26 protein-coding genes and 1 pseudogene are annotated in these 24,033 nt (G+C 34.3%); 17 read left to right on the top strand and 10 right to left on the bottom strand.

Annotated elements, in window-relative coordinates:
* The first annotated feature begins 38 nt into the window (after window positions 1–38).
* Entirely contained in the window at window positions 39–476 is a 438-nt protein-coding gene (locus CVULP_RS00110) for a Dps family protein (protein ID WP_099507164.1), read from the top strand.
* A 17-nt stretch (window positions 477–493) separates the two neighbouring features.
* Here the strand turns inward: CVULP_RS00110 and CVULP_RS00115 are convergent, their stop codons facing one another.
* The 4 genes from CVULP_RS00115 to CVULP_RS00130 all read right to left on the bottom strand — a co-directional run bounded on the left by CVULP_RS00115 (window position 494) and on the right by CVULP_RS00130 (window position 4,338).
* A complete protein-coding gene (locus CVULP_RS00115) occupies window positions 494–1,465 on the bottom strand; it encodes an iron-sulfur cluster assembly scaffold protein (RefSeq protein ID WP_099461627.1) in 972 nt (323 codons plus the stop codon).
* Between the two features lie 9 nt (window positions 1,466–1,474).
* The gene (locus tag CVULP_RS00120) at window positions 1,475–2,656 is read right to left on the bottom strand and encodes a NifS family cysteine desulfurase (RefSeq protein ID WP_099461628.1); all 1,182 of its coding nucleotides are present in this window, start codon (window positions 2,654–2,656) and stop codon (window positions 1,475–1,477) included.
* Window positions 2,657–2,730: 74 nt separating this feature from the next.
* Window positions 2,731–3,117: a bacteriohemerythrin gene (locus CVULP_RS00125; protein WP_180753025.1), complete on the bottom strand. Its 387-nt coding sequence runs from the start codon at window positions 3,115–3,117 to the stop codon at window positions 2,731–2,733.
* 75 nt (window positions 3,118–3,192) lie between these two features.
* Window positions 3,193–4,338, bottom strand: a complete 1,146-nt coding sequence (locus tag CVULP_RS00130; RefSeq protein WP_099507163.1) for a hypothetical protein — start codon at window positions 4,336–4,338, stop codon at window positions 3,193–3,195.
* A 142-nt stretch (window positions 4,339–4,480) separates the two neighbouring features.
* On the opposite strand from CVULP_RS00130, the gene rpmI reads away from it, so the two are divergent.
* The 4 genes from rpmI to cheQ all read left to right on the top strand — a co-directional run bounded on the left by rpmI (window position 4,481) and on the right by cheQ (window position 6,556).
* Window positions 4,481–4,672, top strand: a complete 192-nt coding sequence (gene rpmI, locus CVULP_RS00135; RefSeq protein WP_099507162.1) for a 50S ribosomal protein L35 — start codon at window positions 4,481–4,483, stop codon at window positions 4,670–4,672.
* An 83-nt stretch (window positions 4,673–4,755) separates the two neighbouring features.
* A complete protein-coding gene (gene rplT / locus CVULP_RS00140) occupies window positions 4,756–5,109 on the top strand; it encodes a 50S ribosomal protein L20 (RefSeq protein ID WP_004276008.1) in 354 nt (117 codons plus the stop codon).
* Between the two features lie 97 nt (window positions 5,110–5,206).
* A complete protein-coding gene (locus tag CVULP_RS00145; protein ID WP_099507161.1) occupies window positions 5,207–6,061 on the top strand; it encodes an HDOD domain-containing protein in 855 nt (284 codons plus the stop codon).
* A 15-nt stretch (window positions 6,062–6,076) separates the two neighbouring features.
* Window positions 6,077–6,556, top strand: a complete 480-nt coding sequence (gene cheQ / locus CVULP_RS00150; RefSeq protein WP_099507160.1) for a cheVAW transcriptional regulator CheQ — start codon at window positions 6,077–6,079, stop codon at window positions 6,554–6,556.
* Here cheQ and CVULP_RS00155 read toward each other — a convergent pair.
* A complete protein-coding gene (locus CVULP_RS00155) occupies window positions 6,553–7,842 on the bottom strand; it encodes an MFS transporter (RefSeq protein ID WP_099507159.1) in 1,290 nt (429 codons plus the stop codon). The genes cheQ and CVULP_RS00155 overlap by 4 nt on opposite strands.
* Window positions 7,842–7,985 (bottom strand): highly acidic protein, encoded by a 144-nt coding sequence (locus tag CVULP_RS00160; protein WP_141085321.1) that lies wholly within the window; start codon window positions 7,983–7,985, stop codon window positions 7,842–7,844. The genes CVULP_RS00155 and CVULP_RS00160 overlap by 1 nt, the downstream gene beginning before the upstream one ends.
* 86 nt (window positions 7,986–8,071) lie before the next feature.
* Here CVULP_RS00160 and moaC point away from each other — a divergent pair, with 86 nt between their 5' ends.
* From moaC to CVULP_RS00185, 5 genes are all read left to right on the top strand, one after another.
* Window positions 8,072–8,545 (top strand): cyclic pyranopterin monophosphate synthase MoaC, encoded by a 474-nt coding sequence (moaC, locus tag CVULP_RS00165; RefSeq protein ID WP_099461634.1) that lies wholly within the window; start codon window positions 8,072–8,074, stop codon window positions 8,543–8,545.
* Window positions 8,523–8,786 (top strand): HP0495 family protein, encoded by a 264-nt coding sequence (locus CVULP_RS00170; protein ID WP_099507158.1) that lies wholly within the window; start codon window positions 8,523–8,525, stop codon window positions 8,784–8,786. Before moaC ends, CVULP_RS00170 begins: the two co-directional genes overlap by 23 nt.
* 8 nt (window positions 8,787–8,794) lie before the next feature.
* Window positions 8,795–9,925 carry a hypothetical protein gene (locus CVULP_RS00175; protein ID WP_099507157.1) on the top strand — a complete coding sequence of 377 codons (1,131 nt, stop codon included), beginning with the start codon at window positions 8,795–8,797 and terminating at the stop codon, window positions 9,923–9,925.
* Between the two features lie 61 nt (window positions 9,926–9,986).
* Window positions 9,987–11,720, top strand: coding sequence for a methyl-accepting chemotaxis protein (locus CVULP_RS00180; RefSeq protein ID WP_265415671.1), 1,734 nt, complete (start codon window positions 9,987–9,989; stop codon window positions 11,718–11,720).
* A gap of 49 nt (window positions 11,721–11,769) precedes the next feature.
* Window positions 11,770–12,339, top strand: a complete 570-nt coding sequence (locus CVULP_RS00185; protein ID WP_099507866.1) for a DJ-1 family glyoxalase III — start codon at window positions 11,770–11,772, stop codon at window positions 12,337–12,339.
* Window positions 12,340–12,376: 37 nt separating this feature from the next.
* Here the strand turns inward: CVULP_RS00185 and CVULP_RS00190 are convergent, their stop codons facing one another.
* The gene (locus CVULP_RS00190) at window positions 12,377–12,610 is read right to left on the bottom strand and encodes a SelT/SelW/SelH family (seleno)protein (protein ID WP_257874417.1); all 234 of its coding nucleotides are present in this window, start codon (window positions 12,608–12,610) and stop codon (window positions 12,377–12,379) included.
* A gap of 124 nt (window positions 12,611–12,734) precedes the next feature.
* Here CVULP_RS00190 and dnaE point away from each other — a divergent pair, with 124 nt between their 5' ends.
* A complete protein-coding gene (gene dnaE / locus CVULP_RS00195; RefSeq protein WP_099460871.1) occupies window positions 12,735–16,328 on the top strand; it encodes a DNA polymerase III subunit alpha in 3,594 nt (1,197 codons plus the stop codon).
* A gap of 9 nt (window positions 16,329–16,337) precedes the next feature.
* Here dnaE and CVULP_RS00200 read toward each other — a convergent pair whose 3' ends face one another.
* Genes CVULP_RS00200 through CVULP_RS00210 form a run of 3 tightly spaced genes read right to left on the bottom strand, consistent with a single transcriptional unit; the run spans window position 16,338 to window position 18,589 of the window.
* Window positions 16,338–17,525, bottom strand: coding sequence for a metallophosphoesterase family protein (locus tag CVULP_RS00200; protein ID WP_099507864.1), 1,188 nt, complete (start codon window positions 17,523–17,525; stop codon window positions 16,338–16,340).
* 9 nt (window positions 17,526–17,534) lie between these two features.
* Window positions 17,535–17,744: an alkylphosphonate utilization protein gene (locus CVULP_RS00205; protein ID WP_099460873.1), complete on the bottom strand. Its 210-nt coding sequence runs from the start codon at window positions 17,742–17,744 to the stop codon at window positions 17,535–17,537.
* The gene (locus tag CVULP_RS00210) at window positions 17,744–18,589 is read right to left on the bottom strand and encodes a TerC family protein (RefSeq protein ID WP_099507861.1); all 846 of its coding nucleotides are present in this window, start codon (window positions 18,587–18,589) and stop codon (window positions 17,744–17,746) included. The genes CVULP_RS00205 and CVULP_RS00210 overlap by 1 nt, the downstream gene beginning before the upstream one ends.
* Before the next feature lie 127 nt (window positions 18,590–18,716).
* On the opposite strand from CVULP_RS00210, the gene CVULP_RS00215 reads away from it, so the two are divergent.
* The 6 genes and pseudogenes from CVULP_RS00215 to CVULP_RS08790 all read left to right on the top strand — a co-directional run bounded on the left by CVULP_RS00215 (window position 18,717) and on the right by CVULP_RS08790 (window position 23,862).
* Window positions 18,717–19,448 (top strand): hypothetical protein, encoded by a 732-nt coding sequence (locus tag CVULP_RS00215; RefSeq protein WP_099507859.1) that lies wholly within the window; start codon window positions 18,717–18,719, stop codon window positions 19,446–19,448.
* A gap of 134 nt (window positions 19,449–19,582) precedes the next feature.
* Entirely contained in the window at window positions 19,583–20,146 is a 564-nt protein-coding gene (locus CVULP_RS00220; RefSeq protein ID WP_099507409.1) for a hypothetical protein, read from the top strand.
* Between the two features lie 39 nt (window positions 20,147–20,185).
* Window positions 20,186–21,403, top strand: coding sequence for a glycosyltransferase family protein (locus CVULP_RS00225; protein ID WP_180753049.1), 1,218 nt, complete (start codon window positions 20,186–20,188; stop codon window positions 21,401–21,403).
* On the top strand, window positions 21,387–22,127 hold the full coding sequence (locus CVULP_RS00230; RefSeq protein ID WP_099507407.1) for a pilus assembly FimT family protein: 741 nt from the start codon (window positions 21,387–21,389) through the stop codon (window positions 22,125–22,127). The genes CVULP_RS00225 and CVULP_RS00230 overlap by 17 nt, the downstream gene beginning before the upstream one ends.
* A 94-nt stretch (window positions 22,128–22,221) precedes the next feature.
* Window positions 22,222–22,764, top strand: a pseudogene (locus tag CVULP_RS08785) (MCP four helix bundle domain-containing protein); the annotation flags it as partial.
* Between the two features lie 510 nt (window positions 22,765–23,274).
* Window positions 23,275–23,862 carry a methyl-accepting chemotaxis protein gene (locus tag CVULP_RS08790; protein WP_252196060.1) on the top strand — a complete coding sequence of 196 codons (588 nt, stop codon included), beginning with the start codon at window positions 23,275–23,277 and terminating at the stop codon, window positions 23,860–23,862.
* The last annotated feature ends 171 nt before the right edge of the window (window positions 23,863–24,033 follow it).

Below are 24,033 nucleotides of genomic sequence, written 5' to 3' on the forward strand. Positions count from 1 at the left end.
AATGTTATAATTTTTAAAATCTTTAAAAAGGAGACAAAATGTCAGTTGCAAAACAATTATTACAATTACAAGCAGATGCACATAGTTTGTGGATTAAATTTCACAATTATCATTGGAATGTTAAGGGACTTCAGTTTTTTTCTATCCACGAATATACTGAAAAAGCTTATGAAGAATTGGCTGAACTTTTTGATGATTGTGCAGAGAGAGCTTTACAACTTGGAGAAAAGGCTATTGTTTGTCCTAAGGTTTTGTTAGAAAATGCTAAAGCTCCAAAAGCAGAAAAAGATAGTTTTACTCCACTTGAAGTTTTAGAACTTGTAAAAAAAGACTATGAATATCTTTTGAATGAATTTCAAAAATTAAATGAATTAGCAGAGAAAGCAGGAGATACCACTACGGCAGCTTTCGCACAAGAAAATATCGCTAAGTATGAAAAAAGCCTTTGGATGCTTGAGGCAAGTTTAACAAAATAAGCGGAGTTTAACTCCGCTTACACAGGCATTACGCGTATATTTGGACTAAGTTCTTCTTGCAAAATGCTTTCTATCGCATAAAGCGTTGCTCCACTCCCGCTAGAACAGCCACTACAAGCCCCTAAATAACGAATATAAATGTCAATCGCCGCACCTTCAGCCTTTTGAATATCGATGATTTCCATATCGCCTCCATCTCCTTGAAGCATAGGGCGAATTTCAGCATCTAATACCGCTTCAACGGCTTTAAGTTGCCCCACCATAGTCATTTCATCAAAAGATACATCACTTTTTGTAGAATTTTTTAAACGCTCCTTATCCATTTCAGCCCTAGTTTGTGCCAAAATATCGACTAAATAATATTCCCTAGCCTCGTGTCCACCGGGCTTTATACAGGATTTACAAAAAGCTCCTGCTTTGGTGTATTGCGTGATTTCTTCGACACTATGAAGGTCATTAAGCTTAATAACTTCTTTAATAGTCCCAAGACTTATCCTAGCACATTCGCAAACTATGATTTGCTCCTCAAAGTCCTCAGGAGACACGCCTTTGTAAGTTGCTGCCGCTTGCTTAATCACATCATAAGCCATAACCGAGCAGTGCATTTTTTGTGGTGGCACGGCAGGGGTATTTGGCTCATCACGCATTGCAAACTCGACATCTAAATTTGTGATTTTGACAGCTTCATCGACTTTTTTACCTATGCAAAGTTCTGCCATAGTATCACTACTTGCAATTGCTGTTCCACAGCCAAAGCTTTTAAATCTCGCATCGATAATAGTGTCGGTTTTTTCATCGACAAGCCAAAAAAGTCTCACAGCATCGCCACAGCTTTCTGCACCAAAATCTGCCACAATCAATTTCGCATTTCTATTTTTTGCGTCTTCTTCATTAAATTCACCCATAAATTTAGGCTGATTCATTCTATCTTGCACTTTTTGGGAGTATTCGTCCCAGATTGAACCACCGATTAGATTATTTTTAGCCATTGTTTTTCCTTATTTATAATTGTTTGGATTGTAAGCATAAGTGCTTGAAATCGCCCTTAGGCGTTTAGCGGCGGCTTTGATTTGAGTCGCTGCGTAGTCAATTTCTTCTTCTGTGTTAAAACGCGATAAAGAAAGTCTTAAAGCTGTGTGAGCGAGGTCATTTTCCGCACCTATGGCTTCCATAATAGGATTACTTTCTAAATCTTCACTCGCACAGGCTGATCCTGTGCTAGCGGCGATGCCATTTTTATTTAAATCCCACAGCATAGCTTCGCCTTCTACGCCCTTAATACTTGCTAAAATAGTATTTGGGACGCGGTTTTTCCTATCTCCCACGACACTGGTATCTTCTATGCTTAAAACAGCGTCTTCAAGCCTATCTCTTAAGCGGCGTATGTGAGAGTCTTCGAAAATTAACATAGAATTTGCTATGCGTAAAGCTTCTGCCATAGCCACGATGTAGGGGACATTGAGCGTTCCGCTACGACGCCCTCCCATATGCTCACCTCCGTGTAAAAGTGGAGTTAGTTTTAAGCCCTTTTTAATGAAAAGTCCGCCAACGCCTTTTGGTCCGTGGAATTTATGTGCTGAAAAGGAGGCAAAATCAACTCCACTTTGTCTTAAATCAACCTTGATTTTTCCTACTGCTTGTGTGGCGTCTGTATGAAAGAGAGCGCCAAATTCGTGGCTAAGTTCTGCCATTTCTTTGATGGGAAAAATCATACCCGTTTCGTTATTTGCCCACATTACGCTTACAAGTGCTGTTTTATCACTTATTACCTCTTTTAAATGCTCTACGTTAGAGACTCCTTCGCTATTAACGGGTAATTCAATGACTTTAACTCCAAGGCTTTTTAGAAAATGTGCCGCCCCAGAAACAGCAGGATGTTCTACGCTTGAAATGATAATCTCATCGCGTTCTTTGTCTAAGATATAGTCAAAATAAGCACTTTTTAACACCCAGTTAATGCTTTCAGTTGCACAGGAAGTGATGATAATGTCATCTAAATCACTTGCTCCAAGTCCTTCATAAAGCTTATCCATAGCATCGCGAAGTGCTGGGTGTGTGGAGCTACCCCATTGGTGCAAACTATTTGGATTCCCATAATTTTCTTTAAGATAAGGCAACATCAGCTCTAAGGCATTATGATCGAGCATTGTTGTTGCGTTATTATCTAAATAAACTTTCATTGAAAATAACTCCTTATTTAGGACATATTAAGTCTTTTTAAAGTGGATAATAGCAAAAATTTATAAAATCTTGTTTAAATTTTGTCTTTGTTGAGGAAATTTTCTTCATAAAATTTGGCAATTTTGGAATCTTCTTTGATTGTATGTTTAAAGACTAGGTCCATTACGACACTTTCTATTTTTTTGGACATAGCATTTAAGATTTTGGCTTCTGTGATGATGATTTCTTCAATTTCTAAGATAATTTTGCGATGAAGTTTTTTGTGTTCGCTTAAATTTGGATAGTTGATTTGTAGCATAAATTCTTCTTCATCGCTAAAATGTCGATTCATAAATAAAAGTAGTTGTCTCAAAAAAGGTTTTAATTCTTTGGAATGCACAAACGATGAATTTAAATGCGTAATTTGCTTGGCGAGTTCGTAAAGCTCCTTGTGCTGTGCGTCTAAAAGTGCATTGTGCATAGTTAAGAGTTCTGGGTTATACACATTTTTCCCTAATTAGAAAGTTGAAAAATGCGGATTATATTTTTACTTTGCTTAAAAATTCATTACATCTAGGTAGGAGCTGGCAATTTTATTAAAATTCGCTATTTTTTGTCGGTGCTCTAAAAAATTCTCCGCTTCTTTAGCTCTTTGCAAATTGATGTTTTCTAAATTTTCATTTTGGCTTTTAAAGTCTTTTGTCATTGCTTCAAAATCCTCTCTCACTCCATCGCTATAAAGCTTAAAAATGGAACTTGAATTTGCAAATTCTCTTAAATTCATCTCTTTTTGATAATTGATGTATTGCTGAAAAAATACAGAAAGTTTATCTTGTGAAGTGGTTTTTTTATCCACTCCATTTACATATAAATATAAATCAAAACTCATTTTTTCTTCGTTATTATCCTTGATAAAATCTTCTGTTTTTAACTCACCTTTTAAAATTTTATATAAATTTTGATGAGAGTTGAGATCTAAATTCGCAGGTTTCATAAAGAAATTTGCTTCTTTTTCGTTTGTTTCTTTGATATTGTGATAAGTAAAATTCATCAAAAGTCCAGCTTTTGAAACCTCGCCATTTTTACTAAGATAAGGCTTTAGAATTTTATTTGATGAGGTATTGTTTAGGGTTTTGTCAAATTGAAAACTTGTGATTTTATTATCCAAAAAGAGAGTATTTAGTGAGCTTATTTCTTTTTGAGCTCTAATAAGTGCTTCTTGATGAGGATATACGCGGATAATTGTATCATTAAATTCCCCACTCATAGTGGAAAATCCAGCTTTTAAAGAAGAAATTTGGGAGCGATTTAAGCTTGTGTTATCTTCGCTTTTAAATTCCTCATTTAAAGCTTTTAAAGCGTTATGATGCTCGTTTAAAAGTTTGGGGAGGTCGATTTGATTATGATGGCTGATTTGATTTGCCTTAATCATTTCTTTAGTAATTAAACGCACACTATTAATATGTATAGCATAATTTTGTGGGATATTAGCGATTTGATTTAAATCTTTTTCAAAAAAACCTTTTTCATCGATTCTAAAGCCAAATTCGCTGCTATAAGTTTGTTTATAATTTGTATGAAAGTTTTGCTCTAATTCTTGCTTTTGCTCTGTTTTCGCCTCCGTTTCTTTTTGTTCTAAATTTGCTAAATTTAGATGAGATGGGACGAAATTTTGGTAATGATTTGTCGAATTAATTATCATTGTTACTCTTTTCAAATTATTGCTTGTAGGAATTAAGCAAAAAATGTGCCAAGTTAAATTTCAAAGCTTAAGCCCAAAAAAAGCAAAGCTTTAGTATAATTCGCCCTTTCATTATGAAAAAAATTAAATCAAAGGAAAGCGTATGCCAAAGATGAAAAGCGTTAAAAGCGCAGTTAAACGCTTCAAAGTAGGTAAAAATAAGATCAAAAGAGGCTCGGCTTTTCGTAATCACATTTTGACCAAAAAACCTGCGAAGAAAATGCGTGATTTAAGAACGGCTAAATATGTGCATAGCACAAATGTAAAAGCTGTGGAGAAAATGCTAGGAATTTAAGTTTTTGACCTAGAGTCATTCAAGCTCCCCTTATTTAAGGGCAAGTTCCAAATTTGGACGCCACTTTATGAAAGGAAATAAAAATGGCAAGAGTAAAAACAGGCGTGGTAAGACGCCGCAGACATAAAAAAGTTTTAAAATTAGCGCGTGGTTTTTATAGCGGACGCCGTAAGCATTTTAGAAAGGCTAAGGAGCAATTAGAAAGAAGCTTAGTTTATGCTTATCGTGATAGACGCCGTAAAAAAAGAGATTTTCGTCGCCTTTGGATTGTGCGTATCAATGCAGCTTGTAGGCTAAATGATTTAAGTTATTCTAAATTTATCAATGGTCTTAAAAAAGCAGGCATTGAGCTTGATAGAAAAATTTTAGCCGATTTGGCTATGAATGACGCAGCAGCTTTTGCTAAGATAGCAGACGCCGTTAAAAAAGCTCTATAATCTTTTATCCAAGTCTAACTTGGATAAATTCTTACAACTTTAATTAACAAAATTAGGTTATAATCATTTTTTAAAATTTTCCTAATAAGGACAAAAAATGGATATGAACGAGCTTTTGCTTCAAAGCGTAGAAAGCTTACCTCCCCTACCAGACACGGTTAATAAGCTTAGAACTTACATTGATGAGGCGGGTGCTGAGATTGAGACGGAAAAAGTTGCGGAGATTATTTCTGGCGACCCACTTTTAATGGCAAAGCTTTTGCAACTTGTCAATTCGCCTTTTTATGGCTTTAAAAGTGAGATAACGACCATTATGCAAGTGATAACCTTACTTGGTATAGGGAATATTAAAAATGTAGTTTTAGCAAATTCTATTAAGGATAATTTTAAAATTGATCTTAGTCCTTATGGTTTAAACACTGAAGATTTTTTAAATTCTTGCAATGAAGAGGTTAATTTCATTACGAATTGGCTTAACGATGAGGATAAAAAACTTTCCTACACTCTCGTGCCTTGCGTGATGCTTTTAAGGCTTGGTATGGTTGTATTTTCTCATTTTCTTATACAAAATAAGAAAGATAAAGAATTTTTAGAAAGGCTTAAAGCGGCTAATTTTTCTAACATTTCTTTGATTGAAAACGAATTTTTAGGTGTGGATAGCCTCTCATTTTTAGGCTTTTTGCTTCATAGATGGAATTTTGATGAGAGTTTAATCGAAAGCGTTTGCTTTATCAATTCTCCTCACGCCGCTTCTGATAATGTGAAAAAATCCGCCTATGTTTTGTCTATTACCGATCATCTTTTCGCACCTTATCACGGCTCTTCGCCTTTTAATGTTGAAACAGCTTTAGCCCTAATGCAAGAGGCAAAAAATAGTGGCGTATCTTTTGATATGGACAATTTCATCGCAAAGCTTCCCGAAAAAGCACGCAAAAATATCAATAAGGACTAGCCGCTTGGCTAGTTTATGATGAAAAGCCTTATTTTACCGCCGAATGAATTTTTAGATCATTATGTTTTAAATGTCGAGTTTTCTCATCTTGCAAATATTTCTAAAAATGCCTATAAATTTTGGAAAAAAGCCGAGATAGGTCGGTATCAAGGCACAAGAATTATTTTTTTGCATAAAAATTGCATTTTAGAAAAGCATCAAAATGCCCTCAAACAATGCACGGATTTAAGCGGCTTTGTGTTAGCGAGTGCTTTTTGTTCTTTTACAACCCTTTCTCCATCTCATTTGGTGGAAAAAAATCATTCCGCTATTTATAAGCTTTTAGAACTTAAAGAAATTTGTGGAGTGAAATTTGTGAATTTAAAGAAATTTTATGATTTTTTAAAGCTTGATTATCATCAGCATATTTATATAGAAAAATGCCATTTTTTCAGCCCCACGCCTTTAGAAAAGCGGATTAAAATCACGCCGAGTTTATGCGTGGGTTATTATTAAAATTTGGCAAGTTTTTTATACATAAAAGCTGTGAAAAGAGCCACTAAGCCTAAAAATAAAATATAAAAGCCAAGAGAAAAACGCAAGGCATTATCCAAATTTTGTAAGGCAAAAGTGTGGAGAAAAAACGCAAGTTGTGGCGTAAATCCTCCAGCTAGAGCATAAGCGAGATTATAACCTAGAGAAAGCCCTGAGAATTTGATTTTAGGGTCAAAAATTTCGCTCATTATCATAGGACAGAGATTCATCACTCCCGCAGAAAAGCAAGCGAGCAAATACCACATTTTTACACTTTCAAGGCTAGAATTTGGCATATAAAGAGCGTTAAAATACAAAAAATTACACGCAATAAGCCCTAAGGCAAATAAAATGCAAGTCCTTATAACGCCTATCTTATCGCCTAAAATTCCGCTAAAAACGCAACCAGCACAGATTGAAACAATGCCTAACATTTGCAAATAGCTTTGTTCGATTTTGTCGATTGTAAGCATAACACTCATATAACTTGGTAAAAGAAGGATTAAAACGACAATGCACCCTGTTAAAACCCAAGTGATAAGCATAGAACAAATTACACTAAGCTTTGCTCGTTTAAAGACTTCTTTGAGTGGAAATTTTTCTAAACTTTGTTCTTTTTTCATTTCTTCAAAGACAGGTGTTTCGCTTAAAAATTTTCTAAGATATACAGAAATGATGCCAAAAATTCCTCCTAAGAAAAATGGCACTCTCCAAGCCCACTCAAAAAGCTCTTCTTGAGTGTAAATTTTATTCATTATCAAAAACACCAAACTACCAAGCAAAATTCCACCTACAACAGAAGCGGTTAAAACACCCAAATATGTGTGTCTTCGATGATGTGGAGCGTGTTCGTAGGTAAAGACCCAAGCACCGGGTAATTCCCCACCTATGGCTATACCTTGTAGAATTCTCACAAGCACTAAAAGCACGATACAAGTATAACCTAGAGTTTCAAAACCCGGGATAAAAGCAAGAGCAAAGGTAGGTATAACCATAAGCAAAATACTTAACATAAACATATTTTTGCGTCCAAATTTATCGCCAAAATGCGCCATAACAATCCCACCCAAAGGACGCGCTAAGTATCCAGCCGCAAAAATGCCGTAAGTATTAAATAATTTCCAAAACTCACTTAAATTTTCAGGAAAAAAATTCTTAGAAATATAAGCAGCAAAAAAGACAAAAATGATGAAATCATAAAATTCTAAAGTCCCACCCAAAGAGGAGAGTGCGAGGGTTTTAAAGTGTTTTCTTTTTAAAGTTTTCATTAGTCTATTTCATAAAATTCATCGTCATTTTCATCGTCAAATTCATAATCATCTTCATCGTAATTATATGAATATTGCGGATTTTCAAATTCTTCTTCATCGTCAAATTCTTCGAAGTTTTCCTCTTCGTCTTCCCAAGCCATTTTTGCTCCTTTGTATTGAAAAAAGCTTATTTTAGCTTAAATTTCGTCATTTTTGTTATAATTTTCAAATTTTTTAAAGGAAAATGATGAAATTAACTCATTTAGATGATAAAAATCGCCCTAAAATGGTTGATGTGAGTGAGAAAAATGACACGCTAAGAATTGCAAAAGCTAGTGGAAAAATTACGATGAGCAAAGAGGCTTTTGAGGCGGTTAGAACAAATAGTGCTAAAAAGGGTCCCGTGCTTCAAACGGCTATTGTAGCGGCGATTATGGGAGCGAAGAAAACAAGTGATTTAATCCCTATGTGCCACCCTTTAATGCTTTCTAAGGTCGAAACTGATATTGTTGAGCTTGAGGAAGAAAGTGCTTTTAGGCTTATTGTGAGTGTAAAATGCGAGGGTAAAACAGGCGTAGAAATGGAAGCTTTAATGGCTGTGAGTGTGGGACTTTTAACGATTTATGATATGGTGAAGGCTATCGATAAAACGATGTGCCTTGATGAAATTATGCTTTTAAGTAAGGAGGGCGGTAAAAGTGGTAAATTTGTGCGATTTTGAGCAAGAGCCTATGATTAATTACCCTACTTTTTGGGATTTTAAGGTCATACTTGAGCGTGAAGTAAGGGCGGGAGAGCTTTTTGAGAGCATTTTAAAGCAGAGGGAATTTAAATATAAGGCTTCAAATTTAAGCAAAAATGGCAAGTATCAAAGCTATTTATTAAGCGTTTATGTGGATAGTAAGGAAGATAGGCTTTCTATCTTTGCAAAACTTAAAGAAAAATCTAAATTTGTTTTATAGGAGGGAAAATGAAAAATACTTTAATGATTTTTGAAAATTCTTTATCAAATTTAAGCCCTGAAAATGTGAAAGAAATTTTGGAGGATTTGAGTTTCAATTTGGTTTATAAGCAAGAAAATCAAAAGGCAAATACTCTAAATGAACTTTTGCTGGGCTTTTTAGATATTTTGAAAAAACTTGGCTTGTTTGATGAAGAAAATGTAACAAAGGTAATTAAGGCTATGATTAGAGCTAGCACTAAGGATGCACAAAATTCGCTTTATGCACTTATAGCGGAGGCGGAGAGGCTTGAGGGGCAAATAGAAAATTATAAAATTTCTTTGAAAAATCAAATTAGCCATCATTTTTTAGAATTTGAAAAATTATTGCAAGAGTCAAATTTTAAAAACGAGTTTGCTAAGGGGCTTGATGGGGCGATTTTATTTGACATTGAGATGCTTGGCATTTTGAAAGAAACAGCCGAAAGTGCCTTTTTAACGACGCTTGAAAAGGGTGAGGATATAGAGCTTACAAGTGAGGAAATTGCTAAAAATTTGGTCTATAACGCCATTTGCGAATCGCATTTCGAAAAAGCAAGAATTTTGCAAATTTCAAGCCTTGTTTTAAATGTGGTGTTTGAACTTGCAAATGAAAGCATTATTTTTGCTAAAGACTTGGTTTTAGGAGCTGTTAGAGGTGTGAGTGATGGCATTAGTTTAGGGATAGAAAAATTTAAAAATTCTCTTACTTTCATCGAATTTGAGGAGGAAATTCGACTTAAAAGCAAAGAATTAATTGGCATTGAGGACGATTTTGTATCCTTGCTAAAAACAGAGGCAAAAAAGCAGAAAAACCCCTCAAAAGAACTAATTGAGCGTTTAATCGAAGAGGAATTTGATAGCATTTTTGCTAAACTTAAACGCTTTGCAAATGAAAATAGAGAGCAAATCAATCTTTTTTTAGTAGAGCTTAAGAAAAATCCTAAAATCAATGACTTTAATGAATTTGCACAAAGAAAAATGAGCGATTTAAATGCGAATTTTTTAAAATTAGAAAAAAGAACAAGCGAAAAATACAAAAATTTAAACACAATCAAAGCTAAAAATTTGGGTTTTAGACTATGGGAGAGGGCGAAAAAATTTATCCATAAAAAAAATTAATATAAAGTAAATAACAAAAAAAATGATATAATGAAGTCAAATTTTACAAGAAAGGAAAATGATGAATTTAACTATACGCACTAAAATGCTTTTTCTAGGTTCTATCGTATTTATTGCTATTTTGGCTATTTTGCTTAATTTTTATATCAATAATGCAAATGGCTTAAAATATGTCGAGCAAGTTACAGAGGACATAGTCGAGGAACAAATCAATGAAAAAATCAAGCTTCTTACTCTATCAATGGCGGAGGGTTTAGGAGGTTTGCTTGAGGGCGTGAAAGATGAAAAAGAGCAAATTGCCATTATTGCAAAGGTGATTGAGAAATTTAGATTTGAAAACGACCAGAGTGGTTATTTTTTCGTCTATAAAAAGACGGTTAATGTCGCTCACCCTGTGAGAAAAGATTTAATAGGCACTGATTTAAAGGATTTTAAAGACGCTAAAGGGGTGCATTATGTAGTTGAGCTTTATAAGCAGGCTAAAAATGGCGGCGGTTTTGTGTTTTATGACTTTACTAAGGGCGGTTCAAATTCCACAGTCGCGCAAAAAAATGCCTACGCAGCCTTGATACCGCACACTGATGATATTTGGATTTCAACAGGCGTTTATGTCGATACTTTAGCTGAAAATGTAGAAAAGGATACAAAAGGAGTGAGGGAATATTTTAGCTCAAGCTTTTTCCAAGCTCTTGTTATTAGCATTGTGTTGTTGATTTTAATCTGTCCTTTTGCCTTTTTATTTTATAAAAGGCTTAATGTGTCCATTGGGACAATCTCTCGGGATTTATTTCACTTTTTTGATTTTATCAATTACAAAACAAATGAAATTAAATTATCAAAAATTGCAGGTAATGATGAGTTGGCTCAAATGGCAGCCGCCATTAACCAAAACATTCAAGCCACCAAAGAAGGCTTAGACCAAGATAAACAAGCTGTTAAAGAAAGTGTTACCACAGTAGGCATAGTTGAAAACGGAGATTTAACAGCAAGAATCACAGCTAATCCTAGAAACCCACAACTCATAGAACTTAAAAGTGTGCTTAATAATCTCCTTGATGTCTTACAAACTAAAGTGGGTAAAGATATGAATAAAATCCACTCTATCTTTGAAGAATTTAAAAGCTTAGATTTTAGAAACAAAATAGAAAATGCCACAGGTAGTGTAGAAGTAACCACTAATGCCCTAGGCGAAGAAATCATCAAAATGCTTAAACAAAGTTCTGATTTTGCAAATTCTTTAGCCAATGAAAGCTCCAAACTTCAAAACGCTGTGCAAAATTTAACTTCAAGCTCAAATTCTCAAGCTGCTTCTTTAGAAGAAACTGCTGCTGCTTTAGAAGAGATTACCTCCTCTATGCAAAATGTCTCTCAAAAAACCAGTGATGTGATTACTCAAAGTGAAGAGATTAAAAATGTTACAGGCATTATAGGTGATATAGCTGATCAAATCAATCTTCTAGCCCTTAATGCTGCCATAGAAGCAGCACGTGCAGGAGAACACGGAAGAGGCTTTGCCGTCGTGGCTGATGAAGTGAGAAAACTAGCTGAAAGAACTCAAAAGTCTTTAAGTGAGATAGAAGCAAATACTAACTTACTTGTTCAATCTATCAATGATATGGCAGAAAGCATTAAGGAACAAACTGCTGGTATCACACAGATTAATGAAAGTGTGGCTAAAATAGACCAAAGCACTAAAGATAACGCTGAAATCGCTAATGAAAGTGCCATCATCTCTAACACAGTAAGCGACATCGCTACAAATATCCTTGAAGATGTGAAGAAGAAGAAGTTTTAGGTTTGCTTTAAATTTGTAAAATTAATTTAAATCATAAAAAGGAGTAAAGATGAAAAAAGTTTTAGTTCCACTTGCGGTAGGCTTTGAGGAAGCAGAATTTATAGGGATAGCAGATGTTTTAAAAAGGGCTAGTGCTATGGGTGGAAATTTAGAACTCATCATCGCTTCTTTAGATAGTGAGCTTTGGGTTAAGGGTGCTAATGGAATTTGCATACAAGCAGATTGCTCTTTAGAAAGTGTCGATACAAAAAACCTTGACGCCATAGCACTGCCCGGTGGTTTTGATGGTATGAATAATCTTAAAAATAATGGCACGATTTTAAGTATCATCAAAAAACTTTATAATGATAAAAGGATCGTAGCCGCCATTTGTGCTTCACCCATTGTGTTAAATGAAGCGGGGGTTTTGAGTGCGGAATTTGCTTGTTATCCGGGTTGTGAGGTTGGACTTAAGGGACAAAGGCTTGAAAAAGCGGTGCTTGTGAGAGATAATGTCATCACAGCGGCAGGTCCTGCAACGGCGATTTTATTTGGCTTAGAACTTGCAAAAGCACTTTGCGGAGAGGAAATTTATAAGGCTTTATATGAGGGTATGCTCGTGCCTTTAAGTAGGGCTTAATGTTGAATTGATAAAGGACGGCTTATACAAACCGCCCTTAATTTTCCTTAACGAGCTTACTAATCTCCCCTACTTCTGGAAAACGCTCTCCATCTTTTAGAGCCTTTTTTGAAAAAATAACTTTTCCATTAAGCTCAACGATAAAGTCTCCCCTACCACCGACTTCAAATGCGACATTGATATCGCTGAAATCTTTTTGTAATTCTTCTGCAACCCTTGCAGCTTGTGGTTTGTAGTTTCAAATTTGGCAGTAATAAATTTTTACTTGCATTTTAGTCCTTTATATTTAAAGTTTGAGGATTTTAACGAAAAAAAGATAAAAATGCTCTTTAAAATTCTTTAAATTCAGCAAGGATTTTTTATAATCTTTTTAAAAAATCTAGCGAGGATTAATAATGAGTCAATTTACACATCTTCACTTACATACAGAATATTCAATGTTAGACGGCGCTAATAAGCTTAAAGAACTTGCCCTTACTTTAAAAGAGCAGGGTGCAACAAGTGTGGCGATGACCGACCACGGAAATATGTTTGGAGCGATTGATTTTTATCAAACGATGAAAGCACACGGGATTAAGCCTATCATCGGGCTTGAGGCGTATTTGCATAATATGGAGGATTTAGGCGATAAAAGCTCACGCCAACGCTTTCACTTATGTCTTTATGCAAAAAATGAGATAGGTTATAAGAATTTAATGTATCTTAGCTCACAAAGCTATATTCAGGGACTTTATTATTATCCGCGTATTAATAAAAAACTTTTAGAAAAGCATAGTGAGGGACTTATCTGCTCTTCAGCTTGTTTGCAAGGTGAAGTGAATTGGCATTTAAATATTTATAATGAAAGAAATATCCGTTTTGGTGCAAAGGGCTACGAGGCAGCGAAAGAAGCAGCTCTTTGGTATAAAGAAGTATTTGGGGAGGATTTTTATTTTGAGATTATGCGGCACGGCATAGGAGATCAAAGGGCTATTGATGATGATATTATAAGGCTTTCTAAGGAGCTTGATATCAAAATCATCGCTACAAATGACACGCATTATACCTTTAAAGAAAGAGCCGAGGCGCACGAAGTTTTTATGTGTATAGGTATGGGAAAAAGACTCAATGACCCGGATAGAATGCGTCATAGTGTTAAGGAATTTTATGTCAAAACAAGTGAGCAAATGAGTGAGCTTTTTGCAGATATCCCTGAAGCTATTTCAAATACGCAAGATTTAGCAAATAAATGTAATTTAGAACTAAAGCTAGGCAACCCAACTCCTCCAAATTTCAAATTTACAAGGGAGTATGCTAAAGAATTTAACATCACTTTACCGCAAGAAAAGTCGGAATTTAGCTTCGAAAATGATGATTTAGTTTTTGAGTATCTTTGCAGAAAGGGGCTTGAAGAAAGACTAAAATTTGTCGATGAAAAGAAGCACGAAGAATATAAAGCAAGGCTAGAAACGGAAATTAAAATTATTAAGAATATGAAATTTTCAGGTTATATGCTCATCGTCCATGATTTTATCAAGGTTGCTAAAGATAAAAATATCCCTGTTGGTCCAGGCAGGGGCTCTGCTGCTGGGAGTTTGGTGGCGTATTCTTTGAAAATTACCGATATTGACCCTCTTCCTTATAATTTGCTTTTTGAGAGATTTTTAAATCCTGAACGCGTGAGTATGCCCGATATTGATGTCGATTTTTGTAGAGATAGACGCGATGAAGTGATTGATTATGTTATTGATAAATATGGTAGCGATAAGGTGGCACAGGTTAGCACTTTTAATAAGCTTTTGGCTAAGGGAGTTATACGCGATGTGGCAAGAGTTTTGGATATAAGTTTGCAAGATGTTGATGAATTTATTAAGCTTGTGCCAGAAGAACTTAAAATCACTCTTGATGAAGCCTACGAAAAAGAGCCTAAAATCAAAGAATTTATAGAAAAACACCCTAAAGGCAAGGAGCTTTGGGAATATGCTAAGGCTTTAGAAGGGCTTAATAGAAATGCAGGTATGCATGCGGCTGGGCTTGTGATTTCAAATGAAAGCTTATGGAATAAAACTCCGCTTTTTAGACAAAGCAAAAATGATGAAAGACACTTAATCACGCAGTATTCTAAGGATCATTTAGAAGATGTAGATTTGATAAAATTTGACTTCTTGGGACTTAAAACGCTAACTCTTATCCACAATGCCATTAAACTCATTAAGGAGCGTTATAATAAAGACATTGTTTGGGAAAGCATTGATGTGAATGATTCTAAGGTTTATAAGACCATACAAAGCGGAAATACGCTTGGAATTTTTCAAATAGAATCTGATGGTATGCAAAGTCTCAATGCGCGTTTAAAGCCTGAAAATTTTGAGGACTTAATCGCTGTTTTGGCTCTGTATCGTCCTGGACCTATGGAATCTGGAATGCTTGATGACTTCATTGACAGAAAGCACGGGCTTAAAAAAATCATTTATCCTTTTGATGTGCTTAAAGAAGTGCTTGAGCCAACTTATGGCGTTATCGTTTATCAAGAGCAAGTGATGCAAATCGTGCAAATCATCGGCGGCTTTTCTTTAGGTGGGGCTGATGTGGTGCGAAGAGCTATGGGTAAGAAAGACCCTGAAAAAATGGCAAAGCTTAAAGATGAATTTGCAAATGGTGCTGAAAAACAGGGCTATAACCGTGCTAAGGCGGAGGATTTGTGGGAACTTATCGTTAAATTTGCGGGCTATGGTTTTAATAAATCTCACTCGGCAGCTTACGGGCTTATCACCTTTCAAACGGCGTATTTAAAGACTTATTATCCTAGTGAATTTATGGCAGCTCTTTTGACAAGTGAGCAAAATAAAATTGAAAATGTTGCTATGTATATCGAAGAGATGAAAAAGATGAATATTAAACTTTTGCCACCGAGGATTAATAAGGCTATAAGTGAATTTAGTGCCATTAAGCAAGAGGACGGCACTGAGGCTATCGTTTATGGTTTAGGAGCGATTAAGAGTGTGGGCAGACCTGCCATAGAAAATGTTTTAGAATTAAGGGCTAAAAATGGGGATTTTAAGGATTTGCACGATTTTTTAAGCAAAATTGACACAGCTAGGATCAATAGGAGAACGCTTGAGGGCTTTATTAAGGCGGGTTCTTTTGATGATTTTGGTTTTACAAGGAAATGTTTATTTAATAATTTGGACCTTTTGGCAGAAAGTGCCAGAAAAATGGCTGAAGTGAGAAAGAATTCCGCTAGTTCGCTTTTTGGTGCGGAGGAATTAAATGCCGACACTAAAATTAATATCGTGATAGATAATAGCGAATTTGAAGCTATGGAAAAACTTGGCTATGAAAAAGAAATTTTAGGAATTTATATCTCAGGACACCCTTTAGACAATTTTTTTGAGGAAATTAATAGCATAGAATACACAAAAAGCATAGATTTTGAAAATCTTAAGGGTGGTGGAGAAATTTTAAGCATAGGTAAGGTGGAAAATTTTAAAAGCTTGATGAGTAAGAGTGGCAAACGCTACGGCATACTTGAAATTTTGGACTTTTATTCTTCTTTTGAGATAACCATTTTTGAGTCGCACATTGAGGAGATAGAAACCATCATCAAAGAGCGTAAAAATGACGCTTTTGGCTTTGTGCTTGGCTTTAGAAATGATGATGCGAGACTCAATTTCACATTAAAAGCGGTTCGCACTTTGGACGAAATTAAAAGTGGCGATTTTAAGGCGGTTAAAAAATATTCTTCTAAAAAATTTGAAAAGAAAAATGACTACACAAAAGAGCCTATGGAATTTGAAAATAACATCATCGAGCTTGATTTAAGCCGCTTAAATAAAGAACTCATTTATGAAATTCACGAAATCGCAAGAAATGCACACAATCCTAATGAAAAAGGAAATAAAAAGCTTGTTTTAAGGGTAAGGAGTGCCGGCTCTTGCCTACTTTATCATACGGATTTTATCATCTCCGATAGAGTGAGTGAGAAAATTTTAAGCAAATATGTAGGGTGAAAGTCCCTACTATTTTTTCTTGTAAATTTCGTTTTTGATCTCTACGCACTCAAAGCCCTTTTTATCAAGCCTTATAATGCGTAAAAAGCCTCCATCATCGACCTTACCCTCACATAAAAATACTCTTTTGTTAAGCTTGATGGGGAGTTTGAGGCGATTTCTGTGTCCAAAAATTTGATAAGAATTAAGGGGGTGATTTTGCAAAAATTCTTCCGCCACTTTTAAGCTATCGTCATAATCACCCACGCCGTAAATAAAATCATTACTTGGCACAAAGCTTAAATTTTCACTTTTTTTAGGCAAAAGTGTAATGCCAGCGTGTGAGCAAAAGATTTTTTTTGAGCCGTATTGATACCACAAACATTCTTTTAAATGTGGGTAAAAATTCCTAGCGTCCTTTGGAGTAAGTTTTTCTTTACGAAAATCTTTTAGGGTGTTTTCGCTAAATTCTTTATAATTTACAAGTTCTCCATTTGCCCATTTTATCAAATGTTTTTCGTGATTTCCCTCCAGCAAACAAACATTTTCTTTCTCACAAATTTTAAGTAAAAATTTCAAAACCTTACCATTTTCAATACCTCTGTCTATATAATCGCCTAAAAAAATGTAGTATTCATCGTCTTTTAATTCTTTTAAATATTTTTTAAGCACACTATAACAGCCCTGCACATCGCCGATGTGATGAATTTTTTTATATGCGCTTAAATTAGGCATTTGATATAGGCAATTTTTCCACTCATTTGGCTTTAAAACGGCGTATTTTTTGGGAATTTTTTTAAGTAAATTGTGTGTTTTTTCAAGTAATTTTGTCGGGGTTAAAAAGCCTGTTTTTTGTGCTTCAAGGGCATTTTTTTGCTTACAAATTTCAAGCGAAACATCGCTAAAATCAATCACAAAAAGCTTATAGCGGTAAATTTGTGCTAAATCTTTAAAGGGCTTTAAAGCCTCATTATAAGCATTAATCACACAAAATTCGCCTTTTTGCATTCTTATTTTTAAAAAATAAAGCAAAATGCGGTTAAGTTCATTATCATTTTTATAATTAAGACTTTTTAAGCCATCAAGCGTATTTTTACTCCTAGCACTTAAAAATCTTAACTCATTCATATCAAGAGTATAGTCTTTTAGCTCATTTTGTAGGATAAATTCCTCTTGCCCTGCGTGATAATTTCCTCTTAAAATGAGTAAAATACGCAAAAAAAAATCCTAAATTTTCTTTAAAAATTCAGTCTTTAACACTAAAGTGCCAAATTTATCGACCTTAGCTTCGATTTCGCCGTCCTTATTTGTCAGTTTGATATTTTTAATCGTTGTGCCACGCTTTAGAGTCGTGCTAGCACCCTTGACTTTTAAATCCTTAATCACACTTACGCTATCTCCAGCATTAAGCTCTGTGCCATTTGAATCCTTTGCCATTATTTCTCCTTTCTTTTATTTTTTTTCTTTGCGGCGATGATATTGAGAATTTCTGTCCCAAGAGCAAAGACCATAGCCACATAAATGTAAGCCTTACCAAAGTGAAGTTCTAAACTTTCAGCTACTAAAACCACGCCTATCATAATCAAAAAAGCTAAGGCTAAAATTTTAATGCTAGGGTATTTTTCCACAAAGTCTGCAATGGGCTTAGAAGCAAAAAGCATTACTAAAACCGCTATAATCACCGCTATAATCATAATCTCAATGTCTTGTGCAATCCCTACCGCAGTAATCACACTATCAAGCGAAAAGACAATGTCAATCACAGCGATTTCAGCCACAACAACCCAGAGTTTGGAGCTTATTTTAATATGAGGTTTATCATCATCACTATGCTCACTTAAAATTTCTTCCTTAATTTCTTTTATGGACTTGACAATCAAAAACAAGCCCCCAAAAAATAAAACCAAATCCCTACCAGAAATTTCTCCCCAGTATTTAAGTCCCTCAAAACCTGCTATACCACCACTAAAGAAGGCAAAAAAGCTTAAGCTAAAAAGGGCTGCATTTTTAGCCTCTTCGCTTAAAGCCGTTACATCGCCCACATAAAGAGAAAATAAAGGTGTTATTAGTTTCATCACCCAAAATAGCGAAAGTAAAAGCAAAATTCGCGTAACCATCGCAAAGCCAAGCCCCAAAATTCGCCCCTTATCTCTATGCTCTGGCGGAAGTTTGCTTACTAAAATTGCTAAAAAGATGATATTATCTACACCAAGCACAATCTCAAGCGCACTTAAGGTGATGAGCGTTACCCAAGCATCAGGGCTGAAAATCCATTCAAACATTCTAATCCTTAATCCATTAAAAGGCATAATTTTATAATTTTAAAACAAATTAAGGCTTAAATTCAGCAAAAATACAAAAAAAAAAAAAAAATAGAATACGACTTTATTTTAAATTTAAGGAGTCAAAATGCAGGGTAAAATACTCGCTGATGGTCTTATTGGTGCAAATGATGGTAATCGTTATAGCTTTTCTGTTCAAGATGTAAGAAATTTAGGCAGTAAAACGATGAGTGATGTTATCAATGCCGAAGTGGATTTTGAGATTGACGGGACAAATGCGAAGTCTATATTTATCACAAAAAATTCCATAAGTATTGGAAATATTATGCAGGGGGGCGATAGTATTAGTTCTATCAAAACAAAAGCTTATATTTATGTGGCTGGAATTTTTCTTGGTGTTATACCTGTTGTAGGCTGGATTTTTGGGATTATTGGAAGTGTATTTATGATTTTAGCACTTTTATCGCTTGGTAGAATGTCTAAAGCGCCTTTGCTTAGAAATTTTTGGATTTCTTGGGGGTTGGTTTTGTTGGGAGGAATGATTGTGGGATTTTCCGTTGCTGGAGGTTTTATTATGGGCTTAGACAGCCGCAGTGGATTTAGCTTTGGAATGGTAGCTTTTATTGTGTTTGGTGCGTTGATATGCCTTGGCGGTTTGGTGTTTAGCTATTTTTATTATAGAGACTTGGCTGAAGTTACAAATGAGAAATTCTTTTTATACGCTTTTATATGCCGTGCGGTTGCGATTTTTACACTTTTTATTCCTATTTTGGGCATTATTTTTATAATTGTCGCAAACATTGTTGAGCTTATTGCTTGGATTAAATTTAAAGAAATCAAAAAGAAAGAGGCTTTGTAAATTTGCCACACTTTTAAAGGCAAATATTTTTTGCCTTTACTTCTTTTATTTTTATTATTTTCACAATATTTTGATTTGCAATTTGTTTTTTTTTTTTTTTTGTAAAATCACTTAAATTTATTTTAAGGATTACTATGAATTGTTTTAATCATAATGAAAAAGTCGCTGTTGGTGCTTGCCAAAATTGTAATATAGGGCTTTGTAATGAGTGTATTACAAGTGCTTTTAAAGTGGATAATAAGCCTATTTGTAAGCCTTGTCATTTGACTATGGTGGAAAACTATATTGTGGAGCTTAAAAAAGAATTGAGCCAAATCACACTAAAAAAAATCATTTGGAGCGTGATTTTAGCGATAGGTTGTATAGTTTTGCTATCTCCTTTTGCGGAAGGTATTTCATTTTCAGTTGAGCATTATCTTATCGCTTGTTTTATTTGGGCTTTTGCTGGATTTGCAGAAAGAACTCAAAAAAAATTGGAGTTTGAAAATACTGCCGCTGGAGTAAGAGAAAAATTGGAAGAGAATAGAATGTATGCCGATAATACCATTTGGATTGTTTGGATTTTTAAGTTTGGATTTTTTATCCTTAGGGGTGCATTTTTTCCACTTTTTTATTTAAATTTAATGCTCTTTGGCTCAATAAAACTTCAAAATGAGCTTAAAGAGTGTGAAAAAATTAAAACGGAATTAAACGCTTAAGGCTTTTGATTAAGCTTAAATTTTATAAAATCTAAAATGATGAGAAGAATTTTAGATTTTAAATTTGTTTTTTTGATACTTTTTGTCGATTTAGCTGCTTTGCTTTATGGAATTTCGACTTTAAGCATTAGCGAAGATGAGGCAGAAATCTATTTTAACACTTCAAATTTGCTTTATTATTTTACACATTTTGGGACGCTTTTATTTGGGCAAAATGATTTTGGTTTGCGTTTCGTATTTTTATTTTTTCATTTTTTAAGTTGCATTTTGCTTTTTTTACTTGCTTTAAAATGCACGAAAAAAATGAGCGATAGCATATTTTCCCTTTTGCTTTTCATCTTACTTCCCGGCACCGTGGCAAGTGCCTTGCTTGTCAATGAAGCCTCCTTTGTTATCTTGCTTTCTTTAGCCTTACTCTGTGCGTATGAATATGAGAAAAAATGGCTTTTTTATCCGCTTTTTGTATCTGTTTTATTTGTCGATAAGTCCTTTTCTATCCTTTTTCTTACCTTTTTCTTTTTTGGAATTTATAGGAAAAATGCCTTTTTATCCACTCTTGCTTTAATACTTTTTATTTTGAGTGTTTTTTATTATGGTTTTGACACAGGAGGACGACCTAAAGGCTATTTTTTAGATACTTTAGGGATTTTTGCGGCGTGTTTTTCGCCTTTAGTTTTTGTGTATTTTTTTTATGTGATTTACCGCCTTGCCTTCAAAAAGGATAAAAGTTTGTTGTGGTTTTTAATGACTACGACTTTTCTTTTTTGCTCTTTGCTTTCTTTAAGGCAGAAGCTTTATTTGGAGGATTTTTTGCCATTTTGTGTGATTTGCACTCCTTTGCTTATTAAAACCCTAATGCAAAGTTACAGAGTAAGACTACCCAAATTTAGACTAAAATATAAAATCTTCATCGAATGTGCTGGGATTTTTTTGCTTTTTTGTTATTTTATCATCGTGGCAAATCAACTTTTATATTATATCATCGATGAGCCAAAAAAGCATTTTGCTTACAATTATCATTTAGCAAAGGAATTAAGCCTTGAGCTTAAAAAAGAGGGTATTAATGCTTTAAGGGTTGCACCCGCACTTCAAAAAAGATTGGAATTTTATGGCATTAAAAATAGCGATTTTTATTATCTTAAGGCTTTGAAAAAGGGCGAGAATTTAGACCCTAAGTCTCAAATCATCAAATTCTCTTTTGGCAAACATCAAAAAATTTATCAAATTAAAAGTTTTGAGCGTGAAAAAAGCCTTTAGTTTGCTTGAGCTTGTGCTTGTGATGGTAATTTTAGGGATAATGATAGGTTTCATAGGTTTAAATTTAAGGCAGGATAAATTAAGCGAGGGTGCAAGAAGTATTTTAAATGATATTTTATACACGAGAAATTTAGCCCTTATGCAAAACTCTTTTAGGACAAATGAGCTAAACCACGCTAAAAGAGAGTGGTATAAAAGCAGGTGGCAGCTTTATTTTATCAATTCCGCAGCGACAAATTACGAGCAAACTTATACAATTTTTTTAGATAAAAATGGCGATGGTAATGCAAATTTGGGCAAAACAAATGTGAATTTAGATAGAGAAATTGCCGTCGATATTGTAAATCCTACGAAATTGATGAATTCAGGACAAAGTGGGGTGATTCATAAAGACGATGAAAAAGCGAGTGCGAGGTTTAATATAGAAAGAAGATTTGGCATAGAAAAGGTTGAATTTAAGGGTGCTTGTAGTGGGACTACGCGTATTATTTTTGATGAATTTGGACGACTTTATTCTCCTTTAAGAAGTGCAAAAAATGCCTTTGACAAAAGTCTTGCTAAAAATTCTCCCACTTGTATTTTACGCCTTAGTTCCAAGCATAAAAAGCAAATTTGCATTGTTATAGACACGCTAAGTGGTTATGCTTATATCCCTAAATTTAGCGATTTTAACACGCAATTTGTTTTTTTTAAAAATAAATTGGTTAAATGTGGTAAAATATGATTTTTAATAAAACAATAAGCTTTATAGATTATAATTTCGTTTTATTAAGTAATAAAAATTATCAAAAAAATTATTTTATTAAGAGAGGACAAAAATGTTAAAAAATTTAGGCATTTCGGCTAAACTTTATTTAAGTTTTTCTTTCATTATTGTTATTATGTTGCTGGTTGCATTTTTTTCTATGGCTAAGGTCGATTTTTTAGACGATGCTTTGAGAATGACAACAGATAGAAATGCCCTAATTTCGCGTCAAGCGATAAATTATAGGGGAAGTGTGCATGATAGGTCGATTTTGGTGCGTGATGTGCTTTTAATCGATAATGATAAGGCAGATTTAGAGCGAACTCTAGCAGAAATTAGAAAGCTTGAGGAGGATTATGATAGGGCAGATAAGGTTTTGATAAATATTTTAAATCAAGTCGGCGATGCTAATGAAAAGGCTATGTATGAAGATATTGCTAAGACTAATGCTGCCACAAAAAAGCTTTACGAAGATATTATTAATCAAGTTGTTGCAAAGGATAATAAAGCGGTCGCCGCAGAGCTTTTGCTCGATGAGGCTAGAGCTAAATTTATTTTGTGGTTGGCACAGATTAATAAATTAATCGATTATGAAGAGGCTTCAAGTCAAAAATTAACTAGCGAATCGCTTAAAGCAACAGGCTCTTTTGGAATTATTATGTTAAGCATTGTCGGTGTTGCTTTAGTATTTGCTTTATTGATTGCTTATTTTATTGTTTCTTATATTAAAAAGTCGGTTGGAGGTGAGCCAGATGAGGTTAATCATATCATTAAAGAGGTAGCCAATGGAAATTTAACCCAAAAAATCAATACAAATTATAATGAAAGCATACTTTATGCAGTGGGAAAAATGCAAGAACAATTAAGAAATATAGTTAAGCAAATGCTTTATACTTCAAAAAAATTAAATGAGAAAGTGGATTTAGCGGTAGAGCATTTTGTCGAAACTGAAAAATCCGTAATTATTCAAGGCAAAACCTCAAGAGAATCAGCACAAAAGATTAAAGAGGTTAGTCAAAAAACGCAAAATGTCTCTCAAATTGCTTTAGAAACAGAGCAAAATTCGAAAGATACAACAGAAATTTGTGAAAATAATAAAAAATCTGCCGAAGATACCGCTTCACAAATGGAATTCATCGCAGACAATTCTTCTAAAATTTCTCAACAAATCAACCTGCTTGATGAACACGCCAAAAACATAGGCACAAGCACAGAATTAATTAGCGAGATAACTGAACAAACTAATCTACTCGCTCTTAATGCCGCCATAGAAGCAGCAAGAGCAGGTGAAGTAGGGCGTGGCTTTGCTGTCGTAGCTGATGAAATCCGCAAACTTGCAGAAAAAACAGGCTCAGCAACAGAGCAAATTGCAATGATAAATAAAAAAATTCAAGAAGAAACTTTAGCTACTGTGGGTGCTATTGAAGAATCTATCCCTCTTATTTCTCAAGGTAAAGCTTTAAGTGAGGGTGTTAGAGATAGTGTAGAGATTATTTTTAATCAAGCAAATGATAGTCTTATCAAAGCACAAGAGGTCAATAAAGAAGTTGCAGAACAGGTAAATTTGATGAATGAGATTGAAGAAAAAATTAATTTTGTTGCAAACATTTCAGAGCAAACGCAAAAAGTGGTTGGAGAAAGTAGAAATTCTATGATGGAACTTAAGGACCTTAGCGGTAATCTCCAAAAAGAAATTCAAATTTTCAAATTATAAATTAACATAGAGACTCGAAAAGGGTCTCTATATCTTTTAACTTTAACCTCCCCTTAAGCTTTCTTTACTATAATTTCATTTCTTTTTGTTTTTAATCTCAGCTTTAAGCCTTATTAAAAACCTAAAAAGTTCTGTTCTTTAACATCAATATTGTTATTCAAATCTTATAGT

This window comes from Campylobacter vulpis (assembly GCF_014217995.1).
Taxonomy (GTDB): Bacteria; Campylobacterota; Campylobacteria; order Campylobacterales; family Campylobacteraceae; genus Campylobacter_D; species Campylobacter_D vulpis.